This is a genomic window from Kitasatospora sp. CM 4170, from assembly GCF_032110285.1.
Taxonomy (GTDB): domain Bacteria; phylum Actinomycetota; class Actinomycetes; order Streptomycetales; family Streptomycetaceae; genus Kitasatospora; species Kitasatospora aburaviensis.
This window is the reverse complement of sequence record NZ_CP134877.1, coordinates 8,016,668-8,042,041: the sequence shown is the minus strand read 5'-3', so window position 1 is coordinate 8,042,041 and position 25,374 is coordinate 8,016,668. Positions and strand designations below refer to the sequence as shown.

Sequence of the window (25,374 nt, the reverse complement as noted above, 5' to 3'; positions counted from 1 at the left end):
CCCGCACCCCGCGGGGAGGGCTCGATGCGTCCGCCCCGTGCAAGGACCGTTCCGCATGTCTTCACAAGTCGTCAACTTGTGGTCAGTCGGCCCCGGAAGAGACCCCTCCGCCTGTTTGTGGACGCAGGATTGAACCCGTCGGGCCCGACACCGAGCACATCCCTGGAACAACTTCCTTTGACAACAAGGAGAATCAACCCATGCGCAAGCCCTGGGCTCTTCGCGCCGCCACCCTCACCGCCGGTGCAGGCGCCGCCCTCGCCCTGACCGTCGGCTCCGCCGGCGCCGCGACCGTGCCGACCACCGTCAAGCTGGGCGACACCGGCCCGGCCGTCACCTGCATCCAGCAGGGTCTCAACCTCGAGATCAGTGCCGGCCTCACGGTCAGCGGCACCTACGACCAGGCCACCGCCAACGCCGTCGCCAAGTTCCAGTCGCTCCGGCTCTTCGGCCAGAACCCGCTGCCGCAGACCGGCGTGTTCGACTCCGCCACCGGCGGCAGGCTCTACCAGGTCACGTTCTTCGACGCCGGCGTGGTGAACCCCGGGGACTACGACGGCAGGGTCAAGTGGCTCTTCACCGACAAGTGCCCCGAGAAGATCCCTCACTGACCCTCGGCCCGGTCCGGAACGCCGGATGAGGCCGTGACGGCGTGACGCCGTCACGGCACCGCAGCACGGGGGCCGGGTTCGCGGTGTGCGCACACCGCGAACCCGGCCCGCCTCAGGACCGCCGGTCCCCCGGGATCCGCCCGTACGCCGTGAGCATCAGCGCGACGTCGTCCACCCGCTCCGTGGAACCCACCTCGCGCAGCAGCCGCTCCGCCATCCGGTCCAGCTCCCCGTCCGCCGGATCGCCCTCCGCCGCGCGCGCCACGAGCTCCCCGAGCGCGAGCCGCAGCCGGTCCACGCCCTGGTCGATCGCGATCGACGGGTCCTCGACCAGCCCGTCCGTGTAGAGGGCGAGCAACGATCCGCGGGCCAGCTTCAGGTCGCTGACCGGGTACTCGGCCAGGTGGTCGATGCCGAGCAGCGGCCCGCCCTCCACGTACAACGCCTCGGTGGTGCCGTCGGGGTGGCGCACCACCGGCGGCAGGTGACCGGCGCGGGCGACCAGGGCGCTGCCGTCGCCCGGGGTGAGCCGGATCAGGCAGCAGCTGGCGAGCAGGCCCGGGTCGAGGTCGAGCAGCAGCAGGTTGGTGCGCACCAGGACCTCGTCCGGCGCGTGCCCGCTGGTGGCGAAGGCGCGGACGGCGCTGCGCAGCTGGCCCATGGTGGCGGCGGCGCCGACGCTGTGGCCCTCGACGTCGCCGATGACCAGGGTGAGGTCGCGACCGGTGACGATGGCGTCGTACCAGTCGCCGCCGATCTCCATGCCCTGGGTGCCGGGCAGGTAGCGGGCGGCGATCCGGACGTCCTCCAGGACGGGCAGCCGGTGCGGCAGCAGGGCCTGCTGCAGGCCGCGGGCGAGGGTGAACTCGGCGTCGTAGAGCCGGGCGCGCTCCAGCGCCTGGGCGATGAACCCGCCGAGGCCGGTGAGCAGGCCGCGCTCCTCCACGGTGAACGCGCGGGGCTCGTCGAAGCCGATGATGCAGCTGCCGACCGGGTGCCCGGAGGCGATCAGCGGCAGGAAGGCCCAGGCGCCCATCTCGTCGAGGGCGATCCCGGGGTAGGCGGCGGCGAGGGCGCGGACGTCCTCGAAGAAGATCGGCGCTCCGGTACTGAGCGTCTCGGCGCCGGGCACCCGGGCACCGGTCGGGGTGCCCTCGAAGCGGTCCAGGAACCCGTCGGGGTAGCCGCTCTGCGAGATCAGGTGCAGCCGCTTGTCGCGGACGGCGTAGATGGCGAGCTCCTGGCCGCCGAAGGCCGGCAGGATCTGGTCCTCGACGGCGCGGCAGACCTCGCGGACGGTGACGGCCTCGCTGAGCGCGCTGGCGAGCTGCAGCAGGTGGTACATGCCGCCCACGTCGGGGCGGGCGCCGAGGTCGGGCTCGGGCTCGGTCGGCTTGCCGGCGCGGCCGGGCGGCGGCTCGGCGGCGACCACCCGGCCGGTGACGCCGTGCGCGTCCGGGTAGAGCGAGAAGGCGAACCAGTCGTCCGGCGGGCGGGCCGCCAGGAAGGCGGTGGGCTGCTGGGAGAGCATGGCGGCCCGGTAGCGGTTCTCGTAGACCGGGTCGGACAGCCAGGGCAGCGCCTCCCAGGGGTGGTGGCCGACCAGGTCCTCCCGGCGGGCGTGCAGCAGCAGCTCGACGCTGCGGTTGGCGTAGGTGATCCGGCCGTCGGGGTCGAGCGAGAAGACGCCGTCGTGCAGCCGCTCGACCGCGGCCGCGGCGGCGGTGCCGGTGCGGGTGTCCAGGACGGCGCCGACGAGGTGGGCGCGCCCGTCGGGAACGCCCTCGGGGACGCGGGCCCAGAGCTCGACGGGGTAGGGGTGGCCGTCGCGGTCCAGCACCCGGACCCGGGCGGCCAGCATCCGGCCGCGGTCGAGCGCGGCCCGGGCGGCGGCGCGGAACTCGGGCAGGTCGCCGGGGGCGATCCGGGTGGTCAGGCTGGCCGCCCGGCCGTCGAACTCGGCGGGATCGAGGCCGAGGATCTCGCAGAACTGGTCGTCGGCGGAGATCGCCCCGGTGGCCACGTTCCAGTCGAAGAGCCCGACCCGGGTGGTGGGCGGCCCCGGGGGCGCCAGCTCGACCACCGCGGTGTCGCCGTTGGGCTCGACCGGGTACCCGGCCTCCTCCAGCTCCGCCAGTCCGGCGGCCAGCCGGTCGGCCACCTTCCGCAGGTGCAGCCGGGCCTCCTCCGGCACCCCCTCGTCGGAGGAGGGCCAGAGTGCGCTCACCACCCCGTACCGTTCCTCGCCCGCGCGGACCGGCACGCAGGCGGACGCGTAGTCGTACGGCAGGCCGACGGCCAGCTGCGGGAAGCGCCGCATGGTGTCCTCGGTGTCGGACAGCGTGACCGTCCGCCCGGTGCGGTAGCACACCGCCACCGGCATCGGGCCGACGGCGGCGATCCGGCGGAACGCGCTCATCAGCGAGAGCGGCACGCCCGCGATGGTGCAGAGCACCAGCGAGCGGCGGTCGCGCGAGCGCAGGTAGACCAGGGCGCCGTAGGCACCGGTGCTTTCGAGCGCGTTGCGGACGGCCGTGGCGAGCAGGGCGTCCCGCTCGTGGGCAGCCCGGGCGGCGGCGTCGCTCTGCCGCGGACGGCGCGGGTCGGGACGCGTCGCCCGGGCACTAGCGGTCGGCTGCGGACCGGACCGGTCCGCCGGCACACCCTGGCGCATCCTCTCTTGCTACGCCGGGGTCAAGGGACTGTCAAGACGAGCCCCGGCCGCCCCGGGGTGCCCACCGGCCCCGGCTGCGCCAGCATGGTGGGCATGCCGCCCACCCCCGGCCCCACCACGGTGGTCAACCTCAAGGGCCACCGCGACGACCCGGACTACTCCGACGTGGTGTACGTCGGCCGCGCCATGCACCGCGGCGGCTGGCACCTGGCCGAGTCCCCGCTGCACTCCCCGTGGCGGCCCGGCCCGGACCTCACCCGCGAGGAGATGCTCGTCCGCTACCGCGCGTACCTGCTCGACCGCCCCGAGCTGCTCACCCTCGTCCCCGGGCTGCGCGGCCACCGCCTGGGCTGCTGGTGCGTGCCCCTCCCCTGCCACGCCGACGTCCTCGCCGACCTCGCCGACCACCCCCCGCAGGGGGCGTAACCGCAGGCCGTCCGGGGACTCGTCCGGGGCGCCGTCCGGGGAGTCGTCCCGGGCCGGCGGCCCCGGGCGCCTGCGAACGACCGGTCGCCGCTCGGATATCCTCCCTCGGAACGTGCAGCACAGCGGCTGCCCAGGGGGAATCGAGTACGGAGATGCAGCACCCGGCGTCCGGGCGGAGCGACGCGGCCGAGGCCGCCTCCTGGCAGTGGGACGGCGACGCCGAGGGAGCGCCGGAGGCGCCGGCCGACGTGATCGGCGGTGGCCGCGGGGACGACGGGGCTCCGTGGCTCGGCCGGCGGCGGCTGCTGCTGGGCGGGGCCGGGCTCCTCGCGGCCGGCGCGGCGGCCTGGGCGTTCGGCCGCTCGGGCGGCGACGCCCCCGATCCGGCGCCGAAGCCGCAGCCGACCCGGCTCAGCGGTCCGGCGCCGCTCTGGACGTACCGCGGGCCCGAGGGGATGACGCCCGAGCGGCTCGGCGACCGCCCCGCGCGCCCGCTGTTCCTCTCCCGCTCCGGCCTGCAGGTGCTCGACCCCGCCACCGGCTCGGTGCTGCGCACGCTGGCCGTCGACGCGCCCCGGTCCGACTGGCCGAGCGACACCGACCTGCCCGGGCTGCGGGTGGTCGTCTCCGGCGACCGCCTGTTCACCGCCTCGCCGGGCCACCTGGACTCCCGCCACCTCACCGAGCCGGCCGCCGAGTGGAGCCTGCCGCTGACCGAGGAGCTGGGCACCAGCGCGACCCTGTTCGGCACCGACGGCGACATCGTCTTCGGCCGGGCCGAATCCCGGCCCTTCACGGGGGCCGGCAACCTGTTCGCCGTGCGCTACCCGGACCGGGCGGTGCTCTGGTCCCGGGCCTCGACCGGCAGCGAACGGCCGTTCTCCCCGGCCACCCCGGCCGGCGGCCGAATCCCCCTCCTGGACACCTCGGCCGGCGGCGGCCGGCTCGTCCTGATGGAGACGGCCACCGGCCGGCGGCTGTGGGAGGTGCCCACGGAGGTCGGCCTGGGCTGGGCGGTGGCCGACGAGCAGCACGTCTACGTCCCGCGGCACCCCGGCGGGATCCGGGCACTGCGGGTGGCCGACGGGACGCCGCACTGGTCGGTCGAGCCCGAGCCCGCCGATGCGAGCCGCTGCCTGCCGCCGGTGACCTCCGGCGGCACCGTCTTCGTCCCGCGCGACACCGGTCTGGTGACCGCCCACTCCCTCGCCACCGGAGAGCGGATCTGGGGGGTCACGCTGCCGTTCCGGCTGGACCGGCGCAGCCGACCGCTGGTGGCGGGCGGGCTCCTCCTCGTCCCCGGCCCGGCCGCCGCGGGCGTCCGCGCGCTCGACGCCGCCACCGGGGAGGAGCGGTGGACGTTCCGCGACTCGGGCCCGGGCGTGGACGTCTGGTCGCTCGCCGCCGACGACCACCGGCTCTACGCCGGCCACGACGACGTGCTGCACGCCCTCCCGTTCGCCTGAGCGGCCCTGATCCGGCTCTCGTACGGCACTGAGCGGCTCCGAGCCGCTCGAACGCGCCTGGCCGCGCCTGGCCGCGCCTGGCCGCTCGCACCGGACCGCACCTCGACGGATCGCCCCCCGCAGCCCCGCACCGGCCGGGGGCCGGGCAGGATGGGCGGGTGCAGGTACACCCGATCTCGCCCGACCGGCTGGCCGAGCTGCTCGCCGACCGCATCACCGCCCTGCCCGGAGCGGACGGCCCGTGGCAGCGCGTGGCCGTGGACGGCGCCGCCGCCGCCCGGCCCGGGGCGCTCGCGGACGCACTGGTGGAGCCGCTGCGGCTGCGCGGTCGCCCCGCGCTGCGGGTGTCGGCCGCGGACTTCCTCCGCCCGGCCTCGGTCCGGTTGGAGTACGGCAAGCAGGACGCGGACGCCTTCCACGACCTCTGGCTCGACGACGGCGCCCTGCTCCGCGAAGTCCTCGCCCCGCTGGACCCCGGCGGCACCGGCCGCGTCCTGCCGTCCCTGCGCGACCCGGTGACCGACCGCTCGACCCGCGCGCCCTACCTCGAACTGCCGCCGGGCGGCGTGCTGTTGCTGGACGGCGCGCTGCTGCTCGGGCGCTGGCTGCCGTTCGAGCTGACCGTCCACCTGGCGCTCACCCCGGCCGCGCTGGCCCGCCGCACGGCGCCGCAGGAGCAGTGGACGCTCCCCGCCTTCGCCCGCTACGAGGCCGAGACCGGCCCGGCCGAGGCGGCCGACGTCACCGTCCGGGTCGACGACCCCCGCCACCCGGCCCTGGTCGAGGAGCCTTAGGGTCCGCCCTGCCCCGCCGCCGTCCCGCCGGTGGACGCCCCCGGGCGGGCCCGCTCAGCGCGTCGGGCGGCGGGCGCCCGCGCCGGGCCGGGCCGCCTCGGGTGCCGGGCCGCGCTGGCAGTACGGGCACCAGAAGGCCACCCGCTCCTGCGGCGGCATGCCCTGACTTGCCGTCAGCACCAGCGTGCCGCAGCGCGGGCACGGCCGCCCCGCCCGCCCGTACACCCAGTGCCGGTAGCCGCGCCGGGTGTCGCCGGTGGTGATGTGGCCCTCGCGCAGCCGGTTGGCGTCGAGCAACTGTCGCGCCCGCTCCACCAGCCGGTCCGCGCGCGGCAGTTCGCCCACCGCGGTCCATGGCGTGACGCCGGCCAGGAAGCAGAGCTCGTTGGCGTAGACGTTGCCGATGCCGGCCAGGTTGCGCTGGTCGAGCAGCGCCTCGGCGACCGGCCGGCCCGGGTGGGCGAGCAGTCTGCGCACGGCCTCCGCCGGATCCCAGTCGGGGCCGAGCAGGTCCGGCCCGAGGTGGCCGACCGCGCGCTCCTCGTCCGCGGTGCGCAGAAGTTCGACGACGGGCAGCCGGTAGCCGACCGCCGTCCCGGCCTCGGTGGCGAGGACGGCGCGGATCTGCCAGGCGGGACCGCCCGCCCACCGCTCACCGGGGCGGTAGACCTCCCAGCGGCCGTCCATCCGCAGATGGGTGTGGAGGGTGAGACCGCCCTCCAACCGGGTGAGCAGGTGCTTGCCGCGCGGGGTGACCTCCAGGACCCGGCGGCCGGCGAGGCCGGCGGTGGCGTGGGCGGGCACCCGCAGATCGGCGGTGGTCAGCACCCGGCCGGCGAGGGCCTCGTGCAGCCGGGCCGCCGCGCGGAAGACGGAGTCACCTTCAGGCATGCCTCCATCCTGCCCCCGCACGGCCGATCCACAAGACAGGCCTAGCCCTCGCGGACCACGACGACCGGGCAGGGCGCGTGCTCGGTGAGGTGGCGGCTGACCGACCCGAGCAGCGCACCGGTGAACCCGCCGAGGCCCCGACTGCCGACCACGACGAGCACGGCGCCCTTCGCGGCCTCCAGCAGGGCCTTGGCGGCGTTGCCCGGCATCACGGCCTCGGTGATCGGCACGCCGGCGTCGTCCCCGGCCACCCGCCGGACCGTGGCGGAGAGCGCCTGCCCGGCCAGCTCCTCGGGGTTGAGCCCCTCGGGCGGGGGCGTGCCGAGCCCGCTCCAGCCGTAGAACGCCGGGTACTCCCAGGCCGCGATGGCGTGGACGGTGCCGCCGGTCAGCTTGGCGTAGTCGACGGCCCAGCGCAGCGCCTGCTCCGAGGCGGGTGAGCTGTCCACGCCGACGACGATCCGGGGGTGCGCACTGTTGGCCATGCCGCTGCTCCTTGCTCGGTTTGCCCGGCCCCGGCTCCCCGACCGGGTGGGCGGCCGGCCCGCTCGGCCCAGGGAAGCCCGAAGGCCGACTCGACGCCCCAAACATAGATCAATACGAACATTCACCCGCAGACTGGCACGCCGGTGGCCGGACCGGCCGCGGAATTGGTACTGGCGGGTGCACGGGTCCCATCACCCGCGCACCCGCCAGCGTTTCGCGGACGGCGCTCCGCCGGCCGCCTCACGGACCCCGCCGGACGCGGCAGGGAGGCCCGGGAGACGGCCCGTCGGCCGTCAGGCCCGGTAGGCGGCCCAGGAGTTGGCCATCCTGGCGACCTGACCGGCGGTGAACTGCGTCATGCAGGAGTCGTACGTGTAGTCCATGAAGTTGTGGATCGGGTCGACCCCGGTGGCGGTGCAGGTGTCCCGGCCGGTGGGGCACTGGAAGGCGGCGCTCTTCTCGGCCGGGGTGTCGGAGACGTAGTCGCCCTGGCCGCTGCAGCCGCCCTGGAAGGTGTGGTAGAGCCCGAGCCAGTGGCCGACCTCGTGGGTGGCGGTGTCGCCCTCGTTGTAGTTGGCGGCCGAGCCGCCGGGGAACGAGGAGTCGAGGATGACCACGCCGTCGTCGGACGGGTTCGAGCGGTACGAACTCGGGAAGGTCGCCCAGCCGAGCAGCGACTGGCCGAGCTTGGCGGTGTAGAGGTTGAGGGCGTTGGAGCCGCCCTTGCGCAGCGAGGTCTTCATCGACTTCTCGGCCGAGGAGCCCGGGGTGATGCCGTTGTACCAGGTCGCGTTGTCGGTGTAGTCGGTCGCGACCAGCTGGAACTGGAACTGGCTGGGGGTGTTGCCGGCCCCCTGGCCGCTGTAGGCGGCGTTCAGGACCGAGATCTGCTTGGCGATCGTGGTCGCGCTGAGCTTGCCGGTCGACCCGGAGTGGACGACGTGCACGTACACCGGGATGGTGGTGGTGGCGGCCAGCGTGCCGGGGGCGAGCAGTGCACTGCCCTGGGCGGAGTTGGCCAGCTTGGTGAGCCGGGCCTGCAGGTCCACGTCCATGGCCTTGGCCTGGACGTCGGAGACGGCGTTGGGCTCCTGGCTCGTGGCGCTGCCGGCGGGCTTGCGGGCGGCCGCGTCCTGGCTCGCGCCGCTCTCGCCGCCGACGCACTGGGCCGCGGAGGGGGCCTGGGCGGCGGCGGTGGAGAACGCGGACGGCGCGGCGAACTGGCCGAGGCCGAGGGCGGCGACGAGGGCGGCGGCGCTGAGGAATCTGCGGGGGACACGCGAGGGGACGCGGGCAGAACGACGCATCTGCGCTCCTGAAAGGGAGTTGTGGGGGGTGGCAGCCGTTGGGGGGCCGCCGGATCCTAAGGCTACGCAGGGCCGCGTGTACGCGTCAGTTCTCTTTCGGCCTGAAAGTTCTGACGACAAATCGGACGGGGCCCGGAAGCCCGATCGATCGACGCCGGTCTCAGGTGGAGCATTTCCGGTGCCCAACGATGGGGTGACGCCCCCGGGTTGTCCGAAAGTTGACTTGCCGTCCGCCCGACGGGGCTCCGGAGAGGTACCCCGGACGGGTCGGCGGACGGCCCCGCACCGCCTCGCCGAGACTACGACGCCACGAAGACGATCTCCCGCAGGGCGCGCGCACCGGCCCGGTCGAGTACCACGGCCGACGCACACCCGGCGGGCGGCTCCCCCGTCCCCGCCAGCCTGCGGCGCAGCCGCCCGGCGGCCTTCCGGTGCCGGGCGAACGCGTACGCCGAGACCCCCTGACCGCGGGCGCGCTGGCCTTCGCGGGCCTCACCGACCGTGGCGTCCAGCAGGATCAGGTGCACCCGCCGCCCCTGCCGCGCGGCCGCACGGGTCAGCCAGAGCCGCACCCAGGGCAGCGCGCCGCAGTCGTGCACCGCGAGCGGCCCGCCGTCCAGCACCGCACGGCGCAGCCTTCGGTAGTGCGCGACGCGGACCAGCGGCCGGTAGACGAAGTACGGCAGCCGGGCGGGCAGCCGCTTCGCGAACTCCTCCCGCACCTGCTGGGAGTCGACCAGCCCGGCCCGGATGCACCGGCGCATCAGGGTGCTCTTGCCGCTGCCGGGCAGCCCGGAGACGACCAGCAGGTCGTCGGCGCGGTAGTGCAGGGCGGCCGGCGCGTCGGCGGGGCCGTCGGCGGCGTCGGCACCGCCCCGGGCCGCCCGGCGCAGGTCGTGCAGGCCGCGCGGGCGCAGCACGGGCCCGGCCGTGCACTCCCCGGCCGGGCACTCGCCGGCCCGGCCCACGGCTCTCGGCACGGGCGCCTCGGTCCCGGACACCTCGACCTCTACCACCGGCACTCCCCCTGACTCCCCGGCCTCCGCCTCGCAAGGAGCCTTCCCTGCTCAAGAGAGAGTAAAGACTAGTGCTCAGGCCGGTCCGGCCGAGGCTCTTCACCGACCGCCCACAAGACCGCACCCCCGCCCACCCGGGGTGGCGGGCGGGCGGGGGCCGGGTCCCGGGGCCTCGGCGGGCGCGCGGCGCCGCCGGAGCGGTCAGCCCAGCTGCGGCGCGACGCGGGAGGCGATCAGATCCAGGTGGTCGAGGTCGTCCAGGTCCAGGATCTGCAGGTAGACCCGCTCGGTGCCGACCTCGGCGTAGCGGCCGATCTTCTCCACCACCTCGTCCGGGGTGCCGGCCAGCCCGTTCGCCTTCAGCTCGTCCACCTCGCGGCCGATCGCAGCCGCCCGGCGGGCCACCTCGGCGTCGTCGCGGCCCACGCAGGCGACCAGGGCGTTGGAGTACACCAGGTCGTCCGCCCGGCGGCCGGCCCGCTCGACGGCGGCCCGGACCCGGCCGAACTGGGCGGCGCTCCCCTCGATCGAGGTGAACGGCAGGTTGAACTCGTCGGCGAAGCGGGCGGCCAGCGCCGGCGTCCTGGTCGGCCCGGTACCGCCGACCAGGACGGGGATCTTCTCCTGGGCCGGCTTGGGCAGCGCCGGCGAGTCGGTCAGCCGGTAGTACTCACCCTCGAAGTCGAAGGTGTCGCCGAGCTTGGTGCCCCAGAGCCCGGTGATGATCGCCAGCTGCTCCTCCAGCCGGCCGAACTTCTCCTTGGGGAAGGGGACGCCGTAGGCGGTGTGCTCCTCCTCGTACCAGCCGGCGCCGAGGCCGAACTCGACCCGGCCCCCGCTCATCGCGTCGACCTGGGCGACCTGGATGGCGAGCACCCCGGGGAGCCGGAAGGTGGCGGCGGTCATCAGGGTGCCGAGACGGATGGTGCTGGTCTCGCGGGCGAGCCCGGCCAGGGTGATCCAGGCGTCGGTGGGGCCGGGCAGGCCGCTCACGCCGCCCATCTTCAGGTAGTGGTCGGAGCGGAAGAAGGCGCTGAAGGCGCCCAGCTCCTCGGCGGTGCGGGCGACGGTGAGCAGCGTGTCGTAGCTCGCGCCCTGCTGGGGTTCGGTGAAGATTCGAAGATCCATAAGGGCCATTCTGGTACAGAGCACCCCGTACGCCGGGGCGATCCGCCGATCCCGCCGCACCGGCGTCGGACCGCCGCCGGACCGCCGCCGGCCGGACCCGCCCGTCTCCCCGGGGTGGCCAAGGTCTCAACACCGATCCGCCGCGGGCTGCCGTGCCGGGCGGGCCGGTCGCCTACCGTGGACGGATGTTCGCCACGCCCGACGAGTTCCGCCGGCGCTCCGCCCAGCAGCCGGCGGGGTGCCCCCTGCCCTGGATCGCCGCCGCCTTCGGCCCGCGGCTCGCCGGGCCTGCCGTCGAGCCCGGCTTCGTCGCGGCGGTCGACCAGCACGCCACGGCCGTGCGCGAGCTGCTCTACGCCCAGGGGCCCGAGCTGCTCCCCCGCCGCCTGGACCGCACCGAGCTGTCGGACTACGCGCTCGGCCTGCTGGACGCGCTCTCCGAGAGCGGCCGACTGGACCGGGCCGCGTACGACTACGCGGTGCACCGGCTCACCGCGGTCTGCTGGCTGGCGCGCGAGCACGGCCTGCTCGCTCCCTGAGCCGTCCGCACCCCTGAGCCGTCCGCACCCCTTGGCCGTCCGCCCCTCTCTTGGCCGTCCGCCCCGCTGAGCCGTCCGGGCCCCCTGCGCGCCGTCCCCCGGCGCCGCCTCCGCGGGCTTCCTTGTCGCTTCCTGATCGCCCCCTGGCCATCTCCTGACCGTCACCGGAACCACCCGGGCGCAGCCGGGGCGCCGGCGCGTACAGTGGCGGTCCACGGACGGAGAGCAGGGCGGGGCGGTAGCGGATGAGCAGGGACGGCGACACGGCGCACACGGTCGGAACCGGCCGCGAGGCCGGCACGGGCGGGCACCGCGCCCTGGTCTGGCGCGAGCTGCCGGAGCGGCCGGCGGCCGCCGTCCTCGTGCTGCACGGCGGCGAGGAGCACAGCCTCTCCCGGCCGGGCCCGATCAACCTGCCGGGCCTGCGGATGCAGGGGTTCGTCCGCGCGCTGCGCCGCGAGACGGCCGGGGCCGGCGTGGCGATCGGCACCGTCCGCTACCGCCACCGCGGCTGGAACGGCGAGCGCGCCGACGCAGGGCGGGACACCCGCGCCGCCCTCGGCGACCTCGCCGAGGAGCTGGGCCGGGTGCCCACCGTCCTGGTCGGCCACTCGATGGGCGGCCGCGCCGCGCTGTACGCGGCCGGCCACCCGAACGTGACCGGGGTCATCGCCCTGGCACCGTGGTGCCCGGCCGAGGACGCCTGCGACCAGCTCGCCGACCGGGACGTCCTGATGCTGCACGGCGACCGCGACCGGGTGACACCCCCGGCCGAGACGCTCGCCTTCGCCGCCCGCAGCCGCGCCGCCGGGGCCCGGGTATGCGGCTACACGGTGACCGGCAGCGGCCATGCGCTGCTCCAGCGGATCGGCGACTGGCACCGCGCCACCGCCCGCCTCGGCGCCGGCCTGCTCGGCCTGCGCGACCTCCCCGCCGAGACCGCCGCCGCCCTCGCCCTGCCCGCCGGCTCCGCCGACGCGCTCGCCCTCCCCCTCCCGCCCCAGCCCCGCACCCCGGCTCCCCGGCCCACGCCCACGGCCCTGCCCACCGACGCCTGACCGGGGGGCCACCGGCACCTGACCGCGGGCCACCGGCACCTGACCGGGGCCGCCTCGGAGGCCACTACCAGGGCACGACGTTCCCCCGGTGGTCGACGAAGTGGAGGCCGGGCTTCCCGCGGTGGCGTTCGATCGTCTCCGCGACCCCGGGGACGCTCTCCTCCACGCTCAGCTCGGCCTCGGGGCCGCCGAGTTCGGTGCGCACCCAGCCCGGGTCCATCAGCAGCAGCGTCCGGGTGTCCGCGGCGTGGCGGGCGGCGTGGCAGCGCATCAGCTGGTTCAGCGCGGACTTGCTGGCCCGGTAGAGGTCCTGTCCGCCGTCGGTGTTCAGGGTGATGCTGCCCTGGTCGGAGGACATCACGCCGATGGTCCCGGCCGGTGCGACCAGCGGGCCGAGGACGTCCACGACGCGCATCGGGCTGAGCGCGTTGGTCACCATGACCTCGGTGAACATGTCCGTCGGGACCTCGCCGATCGGCAGGTCGCCGCGGGTGACGGCGGCGTTGACGAAGAGCAGGTCGAGGGTGCGCCCGGCGAGCCGGTCGCGCAGCGCCGCGGTCTGCTCCGGATCGGTCATCTCCAGGTGCTCGACGGTCAGCCGTCCTCCGGAGGTGTCGGCCAGGTCGTGGAGGCCGGTGCGTGTGCCGCCGCGCACCGTGCCGATGACGTCCCAGCCGCGGCGGAGGAGCTCGGCGGCGAGCCCGAGGCCCAGGGTCCGGGAGGCGCCGATGACGAGGGCGGTCTTGCGAGTGTCGGTCATGATCCGAGTCTCCGGGCCGTCCGACCGGGCGTCCAATGCCCTTCCGGGCGCATTGATACCGTGGGGGCATGGATCTGGACCTGCGCAAACTCCGCTACTTCACCGCGGTGGCCGAGCACGGGCAATTCGGCCGGGCGGCCCAGGAGTTGTTCATCACCCAACCGGTCCTCAGCCGCCAGATCCGGGCTTTCGAGCAGGAGTTGGGCTGCGCGCTGTTCACCCGGACCACGCGCAGCGTCGAACTCACCACGGCCGGGCGGCAGTTGTACGAGGAGGCGCGGCGGATCGCCGGCGTGGTGGACACCGCCCTGCGGCGCGTCCAGGAGGCCGCGCGGGGCGAGCAGCGGCTGGTCGTCGCCTTCTCGCCCGGCCTGCACGTGTCGGTGGCGGTCCGGGCGTTCACCGCCCGCCGCCCGGAGGTCGCGGTCGACGTCCTCCCGCTGCGCTGGTGGGAGCAGGACGCGCCGCTGCGCGACGGCCGCGCACACGTGGGCTTCCTGCGGCGCCCCTTCGACGACGCGGGGCTGCGCACCGTCCCCATCGGGCGGGAGAGCAAGGTCGCGTGCCTGCCCGTGACGCATCCGCTGGCCGATCGCCCCGCCCTCACCACGGCCGATCTCGACGGCGAGCCGATCCTCGACTCCCGGACGCGGCGCACCTCCTCGCTGGAGGAGAAGTTCGAGCTCATCGCCTCCGGGCAGGGCATCGCGCTGGTCCCGGCGAGCGTCTCCGGCTCGTACTCCCGCTCCGACCTGCGCTACCTGCCCGTCACCGACTTCCCGCCCGTCGAGACCTGCCTGGCGGTGCCGGAGCGCGACTGCGCGGACCCGGTACCGGAGTTCCTGGCCGTCGCCACCGGCGCGCTGCGCCGCGCCGCGGCCACTCCCCCGGTCTCCGCCTGACCGCGCCCGGCCGGGTGCGGTCGACGGTCAGGCCCCGCCGGGCGTCCTGGGGAGCGCACGGTGGGCGAACCAGGCCTCGCGCGCCTGGGCGCGGGTGCCGGCCGGGTTCCGGCGGTGCCAGGCGGCGGTGAAGCGGTTGAACTCGAACTGCTCCGCGATCTCGCGCGGCCGGGCCGCGTCCGGGCGGGTGGCGTGCCAGTGGGCCACCGCGTCCGCCAGGGTCCGGCCGGGGCTCCGGGCGATGAACTCGCGCATGAAGGCGTCGAAGTGGAAGCCGGGGCCGATCTCCTCGACGAAGTACCCCCGCAGGACCTGGCTGCACCGCTGGCCGGGCGGGATCACGGTGCCGCCGTCGACGGGCCCGGCCAACTGCGCGGCCGCCGGTCGGCGGCGGGCCGGGGCGGCCGGCAGCGGCCGGCCGTCCAGCGCCGCCGCGAGCCGGGTGGTGAGCGCCGCCTTGCCGCCGGAGCGCGCGACGCCCATCGTCCGGGCGAGACCGGTGAGCTCGTCCAGCGTCCAGTACCAGCGCTGCAGCTCGGCCCCGGTGAGACCGGCCGTCAGCGGCGGTCTCGACTCGGCGACGGTCGCACCGGCGTTCCCGTTCTCGTTCATGACCGCCATTCTGCCGGGCCCGGCCCGGGGCGGACCGCGGTGGGTGCGGCCGGCCGGACCGGGGCGCCGGGGTCACCGGGCCCAGGGCAGGACCCGGGTGCCCTCGGCCCCGGGGACGGAGGCCACGCCGTCGGCGCGCATGGCGACGTGGGCCTCGGCGGCCTCCGGGGCGTGGATCCGGCGGATCACGTGCGGCGGGAGGACGAAGGTCTGACCGGCCGCGACCCGCTCGGTGCGGGCGTCGCAGGTGACTTCGAGAACGCCCGCGGTGACGGTCCAGACCTGTTCCCGGTCGATGACGTGCTCCGGGCCGGTCTGCCCGGCCGCCATCTCGACGGTCCAGGTGCTCAGTTCGGCGCTGCCGCGGCTGGGGGCGGCGAGGCCGGTCATGCGGGCGTTGGGCGACTCGGTGACGTTGTCGGCGTTGGGGGTGATGACGCGCAAGGCGGGCTCCTGTGGCTGAGATCGGTGGACCGGATCAGGTAGGGCACTTCGAGAGACGGACGGTGTGCAGGGCACCGGCGGGACCGCTGCTACGCGGGCGACTTCGCATACGTGAGGACGACGGTGCCGCCCTCGAAGGTGCGGGTGCCGGTGAGGGCGAGGTTGCGCGGGGCGAAGCCGGTGCGGAAGAGCGGGATGCCGCTGCCGGCGAGGACCGGGTACTGCTTGACGACCAGTTCGTCGATCTCGGGCAGCAGCTGACCGGCGAGGTCGGCCCCACCGCAGAGCCAGATGCCCAGACCCTCCTCCTGCTTGAGCTTGCGCACCACGGCGAGCGGGTCGTCGGCGACGACCTCCACCGCCCGGTCCGGGCTCGTGGTGAGGCTGCGGGAGAACACGATCTGCCGCAGGTGGGCGTACGGGCTGGTCTGGCCGATCGCGAGGCCCGGGTCGTAGGTGCCGCGACCCATCAGGACGGTGTCGAAGCGGGCGTTGGGAGCCTCGGCGATCCCGAAGGCGGCACGGGCCGCGGTGGGCATGGTCTCCGGCCACTCGGTGAGCAGGTACGGGAGGAAGTCCTCGGTGAGCTGTTCGAGGAGGAAGTCGAAGTCCCCGCCCGGCCCGGCGATGAAGCCGTCGACCGTGGCGGCGATGAAGTAGGTGAGCTTGCGCATACAGGATCCGTTCCACGAGACGAACTTTGCGACGAGCAGAACTTTACGCAGTTCCACTATCAGACGTCAAGAGTAATTTTACGATGAGCATAAGTTTGAGGGACGGCATCCGTGCGGGAACGCCGCGGGCGGCGGGACCGGCGGTTGCCGGCCCCGCCGCCCGGGCGGGGGGTGTCGATGGTCAGCGGCGCAGCGGGCCCTCGCAGGTGTAGTCGGAGGTGCCGGCCTTGCCGTTGGTCCAGATGTCGACCTTGCCGAAGGTGCAGTTCATGTCGTTGAGGTTGTTGGCCCCGGCGACGTCCCGGGTGCGGGTGAGGATGAAGTAGTCGACGGTGTCGCCCATGTTGCGGAACACCTCGTCCGGGTCGGTGGAGTCGGCGAGGTTGGCGGTGATCCGGCCGCTGCAGACGAAGCGGGCCGGCTTGCCGGTCGGGTCGCCGGTGTCCTTGCAGTCGGGGGTGGACCAGGTGGCCTTGGCGAAGGCGGCCTGGACGGCGGCGGGGGTGGCGAGGTTGAGCCGGTCGTTGGGGACGAAGGAGGTGGACGGCACGTAGAGGCTGTCGACGTTGCGGATCTGCTCGTCGAGGAAGGCGTTGTACTCGGCCTGGAGGTCCGCGTCGGCGCCGACCCGGTTGCGCCAGGCGTCGAAGCCGGCCGGGTCGTCGGCGCGCAGGTGCCCGTACATCTCGCGGAGCAGGGTCGGGTGCTCGATCCAGAGGAACTCGAAGAAGGTCCCGGCGTAGTTGTAGAAGTGGAAGGCCGGGGTGTCCTGGTAGGTGCGGTGGATGAGCTGGTCGACCGTCAGCCGCGGGATGCCCTTGGCCTCGTCGGCGGCGAGCTTGCGCACCAGGGACTTGCGCACCAGGATGCCGTCCTCGCGGGTGGAGCCGTCGAAGAACTCGGCGGTGCCCTCGTCCATCGCCGTGGTCTTGTCGTTGGCGTACCAGCGCGGCTCGTTGAAGTAGCCGGGCACGGCCCAGCGGCCGTTCAGGTAGTGCACGTACTCGTGCCGGAACAGCTCCTCCAGCGTGAGCTGGGAGTCCTGCGGGACGCGGCGCTGGTACGTGTAGAAGGTGGCGCCGCGCTCGATGTAGACGCCGCCGTTGGCGGTGGAGTAGCCGGTGAGGACGGGGTGGTAGACCTCGTAGTCGGCGCGCGAGGCGTACAGGTGGATGTGCAGGGTGGGGTTGGGGTCGCCGGCGAGCGGCTGGTCGGTGCCCAGAACGCGGAAGAACTGGCTCTTGACCTGCTTGCTCGCGTAGTACATCTGGTCGACGGTGGCCTTGTCGAGGGCGGTGCGGACCTCGATGGCGCCGTTGTCGTAGGTGTAGGTGTTGGGGAAGACGCGCGCCTCCAACTGGCTGATGCAGACGCCGTACTGCTCGCACACGCCGTAGTAGGCGGCCCAGCCGATCAGCTTCGCCCACGGGTCGGACCACTCGCCGAAGGCGGCCTTGGTCGCGTCCAGGACGGCGCCCGTGTCGGCGACGACGTCGGCGCGCAGGGCGGCTATCTGGCCGAAGCGGCCGTACTCGGCCATGGCGTCGCGGGCGACCCAGGCGTTCTTGGTGCCCTTGAGGTGGCCGTAGGAGGAGAAGGCGCGGAAGGTGGCGCGGTACTGCGGGTCGGCGGCGACGGCCGCCATGAACGCCTGGTCCTGGTTGTAGATGCCCAGGTAGTTGAGGTTGAGCGCCTGGAGCGCGGCCTTGCCCCACTCGGTGTTGTCCGCGACGGCGGTGCCGGGGGCGAGCACGGCGAGGATCTGCCGGGCGAGGTCGAGGTTGCGCTGGCGCAGGCCCGTGCTGCCGGCGGTGATGGCGGCCTCGCGCAGGGTCCGCGCCGCGAGGTCGGTGCGGTCGAAGGCGTGCGGGCTGGTGCGGTAGGCGTCCAGGGCGTGCTGGACGGCGCCGCCGGTGGCCGGGTCGGTGATGTCGATCTCGGCGTGGTTGAAGTCGTGGTAGGCGGTGGCGTGCAGGAACGTCCACAGTTCGTACAGGTGGGAGGCGCCGGTGCCGTCGTCGCCGGCGGCGAGGGCGGTCGCCCGGTCGGCGACGGCCTGCACGTGGGCGTCGTCCATGGTGACGGCGAAGCGGGCGTCCCAGGTCCACAGGAAGGACTTGAGGCAGCCGTCGGCCGTGACGGCGGGGTCGGTGAGGAAGTCGGCCAGCTGCGCCGGGGCGAGGCCGGTCATGCCGTCGAGGGTGCACGGGACGCCGGCCGCGGTGACCGGGGCGGGCGCCGCGGCGGGCGCGCCGGTGGCCTGGTCGGCGGTCGGGGCGGGGGCGCCCACGTGGTCGGGCAGCAGTCCGGGGATCAGCGAGTCGCCGAGCGAGCCGCCGCCCGGTGCGGGCGCGGCGGTGCCGGCCTTGGGCGCGGAGTCCCCGAGGTGGTCCACCTCGTCGTAGGCGGTGGTCTGCGGCGCGTCCTGGGCCGGCGCGGCCTGGGCCGGCGCGGCCTGGGCCGACGTGTTCTGGGACGCCGCGGCCGGAGCGGCGGCCGGAGCGGCGGCCGGCGTGAGGGCCTGGGCGCTCTGCAGGGCGGGCAGCGTCAGGGCGGCTGCCAGGGTGGCGGCCAGCAGGACTCGGCGCGCGGTACGGCGAGTTGACACCGGTTCTCCTGAAAGTGGGGGCGGAGGGAGTGGTGCAGGACGGTCGGCGGCGGCCGTGGCCCGCCGACCCGGGAAGGGCCACCGAGGGGTGGCCGGTGGGGGTGTTCGTCATCGCTGGCGGTGCGAGCGGTAACATAGCAATGTGAAATTGCACCAACAAGGGCTTGCGCACGGCCGTCTTTTGGGGCCGCGTCAGGTCCGTCTACGATGGCCGGGAAGACCGTCCACGGCGCGTGGCCGGAACGGCAGCGACGAGACGGGGAGCGAACCGGGAGTGCGACGGCTGGGGGATCTGGAAGCGCAGATCATGGACCGCCTGTGGAGCTGGGGCCGGCCCGCGACCGTGCGCGAGCTCGTCGAGGACCTCAACCGGGAACGCCCCCTCGCGTACACCACGGTGATGACCGTGGCCGACACGCTCCACGGCAAGGGCGTGCTCCGCCGGGAGAAGCAGCGCCGGGCCTGGCTCTACGAGCCGACCCGCAGCCGGGAGTCGTACACCGCCGCGCTCATGCAGGACGCCCTCGGCTCCAGCACCGACCGCTCCAGCGCCCTGGCCCACTTCGTGGAGCAGATCGCCCCGGAGGAGCAGGAGGCACTCCGCCAGGCGCTGCGGGCGCTCACCAGCGGCGACCCGGAGTGATCGGCTCCCTCGTCCTCACCGGGTACGCCGCCGTCCTCGCATTCGCCGTCCCTCCCCTGCTCGCCCGGGCCCGGTGGCCGCTGCGCGCCCCGCGCACGGCGATCCTGCTCTGGCAGGTGCTGATGGCGGCCTTCATCGTCACCGTCGCACTCGCCTGGTACCACGTCACCTCGTCCGGGCGGCACCTGCACGGGCTGCTCGGAGCGGCCGAGCAGTGGCTTGGCGAGCCGCACGCCGCCGGCGGCCCGGAAGGGCTCGGACTGCTGGTGCCGGTCGGCCTCACCGCACTCTGGCCGGCGGCCTGGTTCACGGCGGTCACCGTCTCCGCCCGCCGCCGGCGGCGCCGCCACGCCCGACTGCTCGACCTGGTCGGCCGGCCCGCGCCCGAGCTGGGCGCCGTCGTCCTGGACCACGACCGCCCGGCCGCCTACTGCCTGCCCGGCCGGCCCGCCCGGGTGGTCCTGACCAGCGCCGCCCTCGACACCCTGACCAGCGCGCAGCTGCAGGCCGTCCTGGCCCACGAACGGGCCCACCTGACCGACCGCCACCACATCGCGATGGCCGCCGCCGAGGCCTTCGGCCGCGCCTACCGCATCCTGCCGCTGGCCCGCGCCGCCCGCGAACGGACCGCCGAGCTGGTCGAGATGGCCTGCGACGACCGTGCGCTGCGCACCTCCTCGGCGCGGGCGCTCGCGGACGCGATGTGCGAGGTGGCGACGGGCGCCACCCCGCAGTCGGCCTTCGCGGCCGACGGCGCGGCCGTGCTGGTCCGGCTGCGGCGGCTGCTGCGCCCGAGCGCCCCGCTCCATCCGGCCGCGCGCTGCGCCGTCCTGCTACTCGGCGTGGCCGCCGCGGCGCTCCCCTACTTCCTGACCTGCGGGCCCGTGCTCGGCTGAGCCGGCGCACCGGCTAGACCAGCAGGACGTGGTCGCCCTCGGTGATCCGGCCGGGGGCGAGCACCTGGGCGTGCACGCCCGCGCAGGGGTGCGGGCCCATCCCCGGCAGCGGCTCCAGCCGGTTGTGCCGGGCCGGCACCCGCAGCGCCTCCGGGTCCCGGGGCAGCGGCCCGTGGGCGAGGGTGGGGACGGCGCAGCGCGGGGTGGGGACGGTGATCCGCAGGCGCAGCCGCGGTCCGACGGCCAGCTCCCGGCCGATCCAGGCGTTCTCGACGAAGCCGCTTCCGGCGGTGCGGATCACCAGGTTCGGCCGGTAGCGCCGCAGGTCCACCGGGCCGTTCGGGCTCAGCTCGCCGATCCGGTCGACGGTGGCCGTGGTCAGCAGGTGCAGGGGCGAGTGGTCGAAGAAGGTGCCGGCGGGCAACCGGATGGCGTGCAGCGGGACTTCGGCGTCCGGGCCGCCGCGCAGCACCTCGTCGGGCTCGGCCCGGTCCAGGGTGGCCTCCGCCGGGGGTTCGGCGACGAGCGCGACCGGGCGGCCGACCGCCGCCGACAGGCCCTCGGGCCCGAGCTCGGTACCGTCCGCGTCGGTGATCCGCACGCCGTCGGCGGTGGTCGCCGCCGTGAGGGAGAGCAGGTTGCGCCACAGGCGCGGGTTCTTGGCGCTGGCCACCCTGCCGGTGTGCGGGTCGAGCAGCGCGTGTCGTCGGTCGCCGTCGATGCCGCGGTCGGTGACGTCGGCGGCGGGCAGGCGCTCACCGAGCATCGACTTCACGGGGTAGCGCCACAGTTCCCCGACCGTGCCGACGGGGATGGCCGTGTCCTTCAAGAGGGTCCTGCCTTTCGAGGGACCTTGCGTGGAGGCCCTTGCGTGGAGGGACTTGTGCGGAGGCCCTTGCGTGGAGGGACTTGTGCGGAGGGACCGTGTGCGGACGCCCCGGGCCCCACTCCGCAGACCCTACGCGGGGTAGAGGAGGTCGATCAGCTCGTTCGCCTGTTCGGGGTTGAGCCGCGGATCGCACAGGGTCTGGTAGCGGTCGGTCAGCGACGCCTCGGTCCGGACGTTCCCGCCGAGGCACTCGGTGACGTCGGTCGCGGCCGTCTCCAGGTGCAGGCCCCCGGCGTGCCGGCCGCGGCGTTCGAGGACGCGGCGGAAGGCGGCGGCCTCCTCCGCGATCGCCCGCAGGTGCCGGGTCTTGAGGCCGCCGGCCGCGCGCACGGTGTTGCCGTGCATCGGGTCGGTCGTCCACACCACGGGGTGGCCGGCCCGCCGGACGGCGTCGACGAGGTCCGGCATCACCCGGTCGACCTCGGCGCGGCCGAACCGCAGGATGAGGGTGAGCCGGCCGGGGGTGCGTTCGGGGTCGAGCCGCCGGCAGAGCGCGAGGACGTCGGCCGGGCTCGCGGTCGGTCCGACCTTGCAGGCGACCGGATTGCGGACCGCGGCGAGCAGCTCGACGTGCGCCGCGTCGGGCTGTCTGGTCCGCTCCCCGACCCAGGGCAGGTGGGTCGAGGCGAGGTACTCGCCGCCGCCGGGGGCGGGGCGCACCAGCGGGCCCTCGTAGTCGACGACCAGCGCCTCGTGGCTGGCCCAGGGCCCGGCCGCGGGCCGGCCGGCGTCCGTCCCGGCCCGTTCGCGCCGGATCCGGCGCAGCTGCTCGCACACCCGTGCACCGGCCCGGTGGGCGAGCAGCATCCGCCGGGGGTCGTGCCGGCGGGCCTCCGGGGTGGGCTCCTCGGAGTTGACCAGGTGTCCCCGGAAAACCGGGAGTTCGACGCCGCCGTGCAGCTCGGTGGGTGCCGAGCGCGGCTTGGCGAACTGCCCGCCGATACGGCCGACCCGGACGACCCGCCCGCCCGTCCGGTCGGCGAGCCGGTCGCCGAGCGCGTCCAGGACGGCCAGCCGGGCGGCGAGGTGGCCGGGCGTCTGCTCGGCGAGGCTCTCCGCGCAGTCACCGACCTGCAGCAGCCAGGCCCCGCCGGCGGCGACCTCGGCCAGGCTCCGGTGCAGCTCGGCCGTCTCGGGGAAGAGCACCGGCGGCGCGGCCTGCAGCAGGGCGCGGCGGGTCGGCCGGTAGGCGGCGTGGTCCCGCCAGTCGGGCTGCTGCGCGGCGGGCAGCAGGTCCCAGAGCAGCGGTTCGTCGTCGGCGAGAACTCTCGGGCCCTCGGCCGGGAAGGAAGACATCAGCGGTTCTCTCTCCGATGGATCCGATGGACTGGTCGGTGCTGCTGCGGTCCGGGCGACGGTGCTGCGGCGCTGCGTGGACGGTCTGACGGTGCTTCGCCGGTGGTCCGACGGTGCTGTGCCGGTGGTCCGACGGTGCGGCGGCCGGTGACCCGGACGCCGGCGACTCACCCCACCGCTTCGGCCGCCAGGCGGTCCGTCAGCGCCCGCTTGTTCACCTTCCCGACCGTGGTCAGCGGCAGGGCGGCGACGACCACCAGGCGGTCGGGCAGCTTGTAGGTGGCGAGGCCGCGCTCGACCAGGAAGTCGACCGCCTCGGCGAGACCCAGGCCCACGCCGGGCGCGACGACGAACGCGCAGATCCGCTCACCGAAGTCGGGATCGGGCACCGGCACGACGGCCACCTCGCGGACGGCCGGGTGGGCCAGCAGCTCGTTCTCCAGCTCCTCGGCGGCCACCTTCTCGCCGCCCTTGTTGATCACCTCCTTGGTCCGGCCGAGCGCGACCACGTACCCGTTCGGCAGCAGCCGCACCAGGTCGCCGGTGCGGTAGAAGCCGTCCGGGGTGAAGGCCGTGGCGTTGTGCTCCCCCGCCCGGTAGTAGCCGCGCAGGGTGTAGGGGCCGCGGGTGAGCAGCTGTCCGGCCTCGCCGGGCGCCACCTCGCGGCCCTGCTCGTCGACCGCCCGGAGCTCGTCGGCCGGGGAGAGCGGCCGGCCCTGTGTGGTGGCGACCAGCTCGTCCGGGTCGTCGAGCCGGGTGTAGTTGAGCAGCCCCTCGCCCATCCCGAAGACCTGCTGCAGCGTGCAGCCCAGGGTGCCGCGCACCCGGCGGGCGGCCTCGGCCGGCAGCTTGGCCCCGCCGACCTGGAGCAGTTCCAGGGTGGCGAGGTCGTCGTCCAGCCACTCCACGGCCTGCATCCAGAGCAGTGCCAGCGGCGGGACGAGGGCCGTGACCGTGACGCCCTCCCGCTCGATCAGGGCGAAGGCGGTGTCCGGGCTCGCGTCGGTGGTGAGCACGATCCGGCCGCCGGCGTGCAGCGTGCCGAGCACCCCGGGGCAGCCGAGCGCGAAGTTGTGCGCGACCGGCAGGGCGGCCAGGTAGACGGTGTCCCGGCCCAGTTCGCAGACCTCGGCGCTGGCCCGGACGTTGTAGGCGTAGTCGGCGTGGGTGCGCGGGATGAGCTTGGGCTGCCCGGTGGTGCCGCCGGAGAGCAGGAAGAACGCCACGTCCTCGGCGTCCGGGCGCGCCGGGGCCGGCCCGGAGCCGTCCGCCCCGGCGGCCACCCCGGCGTCTCCGCCCGCCCCTTCCGGTGCGTCCAGGCTCGCCAGCGGGACGAACTCGGCGGCGTCCCCGGCCACCACCACGTGCTGGAGGCCGGGGGCCCGGCGCCGGACCTGGCGGGCCAGCTCGCGGTAGTCGAACCCGAGGTCCTGGTCGGCGATCACGTACGCGCTCGCCCCGGTCAGTTCGGCCAGTGCGCCGATCTCGTGCTCCCGGTGGGCGGGCAGCGCCAGCACGGGCAGGGCGCCGATCCGGCAGAGCGCGAAGAACACGGGCAGGAACTCGACCACGTTGGGCAGCTGGAGGAGGACGGTGTCGCCCGGCGCGATGCCGAGCCGCCGCAGGCCGCCGGCCAGCCGGTGGGCCCAGCCGTCCAGCTCCCGGTAGCTCACCCGGCGGTCGCCGGCCGTGACGGCCACGGCGTCGCCGTGGGCGTCCGCCCAGGTGGTGAGCAGGCCGCCGATCGTGACGTCCTGCCAGTAGCCCTCCTCCCGGTACCGCTGCGCCTGCTCCTCCGGCCACGGCGTGAAACCCGCAAGCATCTGATTCGGCTCCCTCTGTAGTCCGGTCGGTCGTCGGGTCGGTCGTCGGGTCGGTGGTCGGTGGCGGGTCAGGCGGCGGGGGCGGGGGCCTCGGCGGCCGGGCCGGCGCCGATCACGTGCGGGGCCACGCTGGACAGCTTCTCGCGGGTCTCCTCCAGTTCGCGGGCGGGGACGGAGTCGCCGACGATGCCCGCGCCGGCCCGTAGCCAGGCGTGGCCGTCCTGCTCGTAGAGGGCGCGCAGGACCAGGGCCGCGTCCATCGAGCCGTTGCTGGAGGCGGTCAGGACGGCGCCGGAGTACAGCCCGCGGGCGCTCGGCTCCAGGCGGACGATGCGCTCGTAGGCGGCTTCCTTGGGCACCCCGGAGGCGGTGATCGCCGGGAAGAGCGCGGCCAGGGCGTCCCAGGCGGTCCGGCCGGGGGCGAGCTGCCCGAGTACCCGGGAGCCGAGGTGCTGGACGCTGCCGCGGGGCTTGACGGTCATGAAGTCCCCGACCACCACCGAGTCGGGGTCGCAGACGGTGAGCAGCTCCTCGTAGCCCAGCTTCACCGAGATGGCGTGCTCGAAGATCTCCTTGGCGTCGCCGAGCAGCTCCTCGCGGAGGCGGGCGTCCTGCTCGGCGCCGAGCCCGAACGCCCGGGTGCCGGCCAGGGGCTGGGTGGAGACGGCGCCGTCGTCGTCCACCTCGACCACGGTCTCCGGGCTGAAGCCGGCCGCGCGCCAGCCGCCGAGGTCGAGCAGGAAGGACCGCGCGGGGGTGTTGTGGCGGCGGCCGTGCACGTAGGTCGCGGGCAGGTCGACCGGCCCGGCGATCGGGACCGGCCGGGAGAGGATCACCTTCTGCAGCTCGCCGCGGCGGATGTCGTCCACGGCGACGGCGACCGACTTCTGGTACATCTCCGCACCGTAGCCGTCCACCGCGACGGGGGCCGGCGTCCGGGCCGGCTCGGCCGGGACGTTCGCCAGGAAGCGACGGACGTCGTCCGCCGGCAGCTGTCCGGTCGTCCGGACCACGGCCCGGTCGGCGCGCAGCCGGACCTCGGTCTGCGGCACGACCACGTGGAGCAGCGGCGCGCCGGCCGGGATGTCGGCCCGGCGGTGGGCCAGGTAGCTGAGCTCGAAGGCCAGCCAGCCGTAGGCGTTCCAGCCGGCGATCGGGAGGCGCTGCAGGGCCGCGCCGACCTGGGCGAGCGGGCGGTCGCCGAGCGGCTCGACGGTCTCCTCGCCGTCGAAGCGCACCCGGAGCCGGTCGGCGTCGAGGACGAGCTCGGCGAGGGCTCCGCCCGCGTAACACCACTCCTGTTCGCGTTCGTAGACGACGTGGCTGTCGAAGAGACCCGCGCGGGCGAGCGCGGTGGCGGTGACCAGCGGGTCGAACGGCCCGTCGACGGTCAGGTCCTGGTACCGGTTCATGGTTGCTCCCTCGTTTCGG

24 protein-coding genes are annotated in these 25,374 nt (G+C 75.0%); 9 read left to right on the top strand and 15 right to left on the bottom strand.

Going from position 1 to position 25,374, the window contains the following annotated elements; translation table 11 throughout:
• Positions 1 to 200 precede the first annotated feature (200 nt).
• On the top strand, positions 201 to 611 hold the full coding sequence (locus tag RMN57_RS33425; RefSeq protein WP_313767034.1) for a peptidoglycan-binding domain-containing protein: 411 nt from the start codon (positions 201 to 203) through the stop codon (positions 609 to 611).
• Positions 612 to 723: 112 nt separating this feature from the next.
• Here the strand turns inward: RMN57_RS33425 and RMN57_RS33420 are convergent, their stop codons facing one another.
• Positions 724 to 3,285, bottom strand: coding sequence for a SpoIIE family protein phosphatase (locus RMN57_RS33420; RefSeq protein ID WP_313767033.1), 2,562 nt, complete (start codon positions 3,283 to 3,285; stop codon positions 724 to 726).
• Between the two features lie 93 nt (positions 3,286 to 3,378).
• Here RMN57_RS33420 and RMN57_RS33415 point away from each other — a divergent pair, with 93 nt between their 5' ends.
• The 3 genes from RMN57_RS33415 (at position 3,379) to RMN57_RS33405 (ending at position 5,971) form a co-directional block, all read left to right on the top strand.
• A complete protein-coding gene (locus RMN57_RS33415; RefSeq protein WP_313767032.1) occupies positions 3,379 to 3,711 on the top strand; it encodes a DUF4326 domain-containing protein in 333 nt (110 codons plus the stop codon).
• Between the two features lie 152 nt (positions 3,712 to 3,863).
• Positions 3,864 to 5,177: a PQQ-binding-like beta-propeller repeat protein gene (locus RMN57_RS33410; RefSeq protein WP_313767031.1), complete on the top strand. Its 1,314-nt coding sequence runs from the start codon at positions 3,864 to 3,866 to the stop codon at positions 5,175 to 5,177.
• 158 nt (positions 5,178 to 5,335) lie between these two features.
• Positions 5,336 to 5,971, top strand: coding sequence for a uridine kinase (locus RMN57_RS33405; protein WP_313767030.1), 636 nt, complete (start codon positions 5,336 to 5,338; stop codon positions 5,969 to 5,971).
• Positions 5,972 to 6,025: 54 nt separating this feature from the next.
• Here the strand turns inward: RMN57_RS33405 and RMN57_RS33400 are convergent, their stop codons facing one another.
• From RMN57_RS33400 to RMN57_RS33380, 5 genes are all read right to left on the bottom strand, one after another.
• Positions 6,026 to 6,862, bottom strand: coding sequence for a DNA-formamidopyrimidine glycosylase family protein (locus RMN57_RS33400; RefSeq protein WP_313767029.1), 837 nt, complete (start codon positions 6,860 to 6,862; stop codon positions 6,026 to 6,028).
• Between the two features lie 41 nt (positions 6,863 to 6,903).
• Positions 6,904 to 7,347 carry a universal stress protein gene (locus tag RMN57_RS33395; RefSeq protein WP_313767028.1) on the bottom strand — a complete coding sequence of 148 codons (444 nt, stop codon included), beginning with the start codon at positions 7,345 to 7,347 and terminating at the stop codon, positions 6,904 to 6,906.
• Between the two features lie 294 nt (positions 7,348 to 7,641).
• Entirely contained in the window at positions 7,642 to 8,655 is a 1,014-nt protein-coding gene (locus RMN57_RS33390) for a zinc metalloprotease (protein ID WP_313767027.1), read from the bottom strand.
• A gap of 299 nt (positions 8,656 to 8,954) precedes the next feature.
• Complete coding sequence (locus tag RMN57_RS33385; RefSeq protein WP_313767026.1) at positions 8,955 to 9,677, bottom strand: AAA family ATPase; 723 nt, start codon at positions 9,675 to 9,677, stop codon at positions 8,955 to 8,957.
• A 195-nt stretch (positions 9,678 to 9,872) separates the two neighbouring features.
• Complete coding sequence (locus RMN57_RS33380) at positions 9,873 to 10,799, bottom strand: LLM class F420-dependent oxidoreductase (RefSeq protein ID WP_313767025.1); 927 nt, start codon at positions 10,797 to 10,799, stop codon at positions 9,873 to 9,875.
• Between the two features lie 185 nt (positions 10,800 to 10,984).
• Here RMN57_RS33380 and RMN57_RS33375 point away from each other — a divergent pair, with 185 nt between their 5' ends.
• A complete protein-coding gene (locus RMN57_RS33375) occupies positions 10,985 to 11,338 on the top strand; it encodes a DUF6401 family natural product biosynthesis protein (RefSeq protein ID WP_313767024.1) in 354 nt (117 codons plus the stop codon).
• A 245-nt stretch (positions 11,339 to 11,583) separates the two neighbouring features.
• Positions 11,584 to 12,396: a serine aminopeptidase domain-containing protein gene (locus tag RMN57_RS33370; protein ID WP_313767023.1), complete on the top strand. Its 813-nt coding sequence runs from the start codon at positions 11,584 to 11,586 to the stop codon at positions 12,394 to 12,396.
• A gap of 64 nt (positions 12,397 to 12,460) precedes the next feature.
• On the opposite strand, the gene RMN57_RS33365 is transcribed toward RMN57_RS33370, so the two are convergent.
• The gene (locus RMN57_RS33365) at positions 12,461 to 13,156 is read right to left on the bottom strand and encodes an SDR family NAD(P)-dependent oxidoreductase (RefSeq protein WP_313767022.1); all 696 of its coding nucleotides are present in this window, start codon (positions 13,154 to 13,156) and stop codon (positions 12,461 to 12,463) included.
• A gap of 68 nt (positions 13,157 to 13,224) precedes the next feature.
• Here RMN57_RS33365 and RMN57_RS33360 point away from each other — a divergent pair, with 68 nt between their 5' ends.
• On the top strand, positions 13,225 to 14,058 hold the full coding sequence (locus RMN57_RS33360; protein ID WP_313767021.1) for a LysR family transcriptional regulator: 834 nt from the start codon (positions 13,225 to 13,227) through the stop codon (positions 14,056 to 14,058).
• Positions 14,059 to 14,085: 27 nt separating this feature from the next.
• Here the strand turns inward: RMN57_RS33360 and RMN57_RS33355 are convergent, their stop codons facing one another.
• The 4 genes from RMN57_RS33355 to RMN57_RS33340 form a co-directional block, all read right to left on the bottom strand.
• Positions 14,086 to 14,670: a DUF6434 domain-containing protein gene (locus RMN57_RS33355; protein ID WP_313767020.1), complete on the bottom strand. Its 585-nt coding sequence runs from the start codon at positions 14,668 to 14,670 to the stop codon at positions 14,086 to 14,088.
• Positions 14,671 to 14,742: 72 nt separating this feature from the next.
• On the bottom strand, positions 14,743 to 15,114 hold the full coding sequence (locus RMN57_RS33350; RefSeq protein WP_313767019.1) for a cupin domain-containing protein: 372 nt from the start codon (positions 15,112 to 15,114) through the stop codon (positions 14,743 to 14,745).
• A gap of 89 nt (positions 15,115 to 15,203) precedes the next feature.
• Positions 15,204 to 15,788 carry a dihydrofolate reductase family protein gene (locus RMN57_RS33345; RefSeq protein WP_313767018.1) on the bottom strand — a complete coding sequence of 195 codons (585 nt, stop codon included), beginning with the start codon at positions 15,786 to 15,788 and terminating at the stop codon, positions 15,204 to 15,206.
• Between the two features lie 181 nt (positions 15,789 to 15,969).
• Entirely contained in the window at positions 15,970 to 18,396 is a 2,427-nt protein-coding gene (locus tag RMN57_RS33340) for a collagenase (protein ID WP_313767017.1), read from the bottom strand.
• A gap of 274 nt (positions 18,397 to 18,670) precedes the next feature.
• Here RMN57_RS33340 and RMN57_RS33335 point away from each other — a divergent pair, with 274 nt between their 5' ends.
• Both RMN57_RS33335 and RMN57_RS33330 read left to right on the top strand, forming a co-directional pair.
• Complete coding sequence (locus RMN57_RS33335) at positions 18,671 to 19,039, top strand: BlaI/MecI/CopY family transcriptional regulator (protein ID WP_238864766.1); 369 nt, start codon at positions 18,671 to 18,673, stop codon at positions 19,037 to 19,039.
• Entirely contained in the window at positions 19,036 to 19,935 is a 900-nt protein-coding gene (locus RMN57_RS33330; RefSeq protein ID WP_313767016.1) for a M56 family metallopeptidase, read from the top strand. The genes RMN57_RS33335 and RMN57_RS33330 overlap by 4 nt, the downstream gene beginning before the upstream one ends.
• Before the next feature lie 13 nt (positions 19,936 to 19,948).
• Here RMN57_RS33330 and RMN57_RS33325 read toward each other — a convergent pair whose 3' ends face one another.
• From RMN57_RS33325 to RMN57_RS33310, 4 genes are all read right to left on the bottom strand, one after another.
• Positions 19,949 to 20,764, bottom strand: a complete 816-nt coding sequence (locus RMN57_RS33325) for an MOSC domain-containing protein (protein ID WP_313767015.1) — start codon at positions 20,762 to 20,764, stop codon at positions 19,949 to 19,951.
• Positions 20,765 to 20,893: 129 nt separating this feature from the next.
• Positions 20,894 to 22,120: a 3-deoxy-7-phosphoheptulonate synthase gene (locus tag RMN57_RS33320; protein WP_313767014.1), complete on the bottom strand. Its 1,227-nt coding sequence runs from the start codon at positions 22,118 to 22,120 to the stop codon at positions 20,894 to 20,896.
• Between the two features lie 167 nt (positions 22,121 to 22,287).
• On the bottom strand, positions 22,288 to 23,943 hold the full coding sequence (locus RMN57_RS33315) for an AMP-binding protein (protein WP_313767013.1): 1,656 nt from the start codon (positions 23,941 to 23,943) through the stop codon (positions 22,288 to 22,290).
• A 68-nt stretch (positions 23,944 to 24,011) separates the two neighbouring features.
• Complete coding sequence (locus RMN57_RS33310; protein WP_313767012.1) at positions 24,012 to 25,355, bottom strand: salicylate synthase; 1,344 nt, start codon at positions 25,353 to 25,355, stop codon at positions 24,012 to 24,014.
• Between the last annotated feature and the right edge of the window lie 19 nt (positions 25,356 to 25,374).

Bases quoted from the DNA above. Each gene is read 5' to 3' on its own strand.
- RMN57_RS33425 (WP_313767034.1), top strand. From the start codon at position 201: ATGCGCAAGCCCTGGGCTCTTCGCGCCGCCACCCTCACCGCCGGTGCA.
- RMN57_RS33420 (WP_313767033.1), bottom strand. From the start codon at position 3,285: ATGCGCCAGGGTGTGCCGGCGGACCGGTCCGGTCCGCAGCCGACCGCT.
- RMN57_RS33415 (WP_313767032.1), top strand. From the start codon at position 3,379: ATGCCGCCCACCCCCGGCCCCACCACGGTGGTCAACCTCAAGGGCCAC.
- RMN57_RS33410 (WP_313767031.1), top strand. From the start codon at position 3,864: ATGCAGCACCCGGCGTCCGGGCGGAGCGACGCGGCCGAGGCCGCCTCC.
- RMN57_RS33400 (WP_313767029.1), bottom strand. From the start codon at position 6,862: ATGCCTGAAGGTGACTCCGTCTTCCGCGCGGCGGCCCGGCTGCACGAG.
- RMN57_RS33395 (WP_313767028.1), bottom strand. From the start codon at position 7,347: ATGGCCAACAGTGCGCACCCCCGGATCGTCGTCGGCGTGGACAGCTCA.
- RMN57_RS33390 (WP_313767027.1), bottom strand. From the start codon at position 8,655: ATGCGTCGTTCTGCCCGCGTCCCCTCGCGTGTCCCCCGCAGATTCCTC.
- RMN57_RS33380 (WP_313767025.1), bottom strand. From the start codon at position 10,799: ATGGATCTTCGAATCTTCACCGAACCCCAGCAGGGCGCGAGCTACGAC.
- RMN57_RS33375 (WP_313767024.1), top strand. From the start codon at position 10,985: ATGTTCGCCACGCCCGACGAGTTCCGCCGGCGCTCCGCCCAGCAGCCG.
- RMN57_RS33370 (WP_313767023.1), top strand. From the start codon at position 11,584: ATGAGCAGGGACGGCGACACGGCGCACACGGTCGGAACCGGCCGCGAG.
- RMN57_RS33365 (WP_313767022.1), bottom strand. From the start codon at position 13,156: ATGACCGACACTCGCAAGACCGCCCTCGTCATCGGCGCCTCCCGGACC.
- RMN57_RS33360 (WP_313767021.1), top strand. From the start codon at position 13,225: ATGGATCTGGACCTGCGCAAACTCCGCTACTTCACCGCGGTGGCCGAG.
- RMN57_RS33355 (WP_313767020.1), bottom strand. From the start codon at position 14,670: ATGAACGAGAACGGGAACGCCGGTGCGACCGTCGCCGAGTCGAGACCG.
- RMN57_RS33345 (WP_313767018.1), bottom strand. From the start codon at position 15,788: ATGCGCAAGCTCACCTACTTCATCGCCGCCACGGTCGACGGCTTCATC.
- RMN57_RS33320 (WP_313767014.1), bottom strand. From the start codon at position 22,120: ATGTCTTCCTTCCCGGCCGAGGGCCCGAGAGTTCTCGCCGACGACGAA.
- RMN57_RS33315 (WP_313767013.1), bottom strand. From the start codon at position 23,943: ATGCTTGCGGGTTTCACGCCGTGGCCGGAGGAGCAGGCGCAGCGGTAC.
- RMN57_RS33310 (WP_313767012.1), bottom strand. From the start codon at position 25,355: ATGAACCGGTACCAGGACCTGACCGTCGACGGGCCGTTCGACCCGCTG.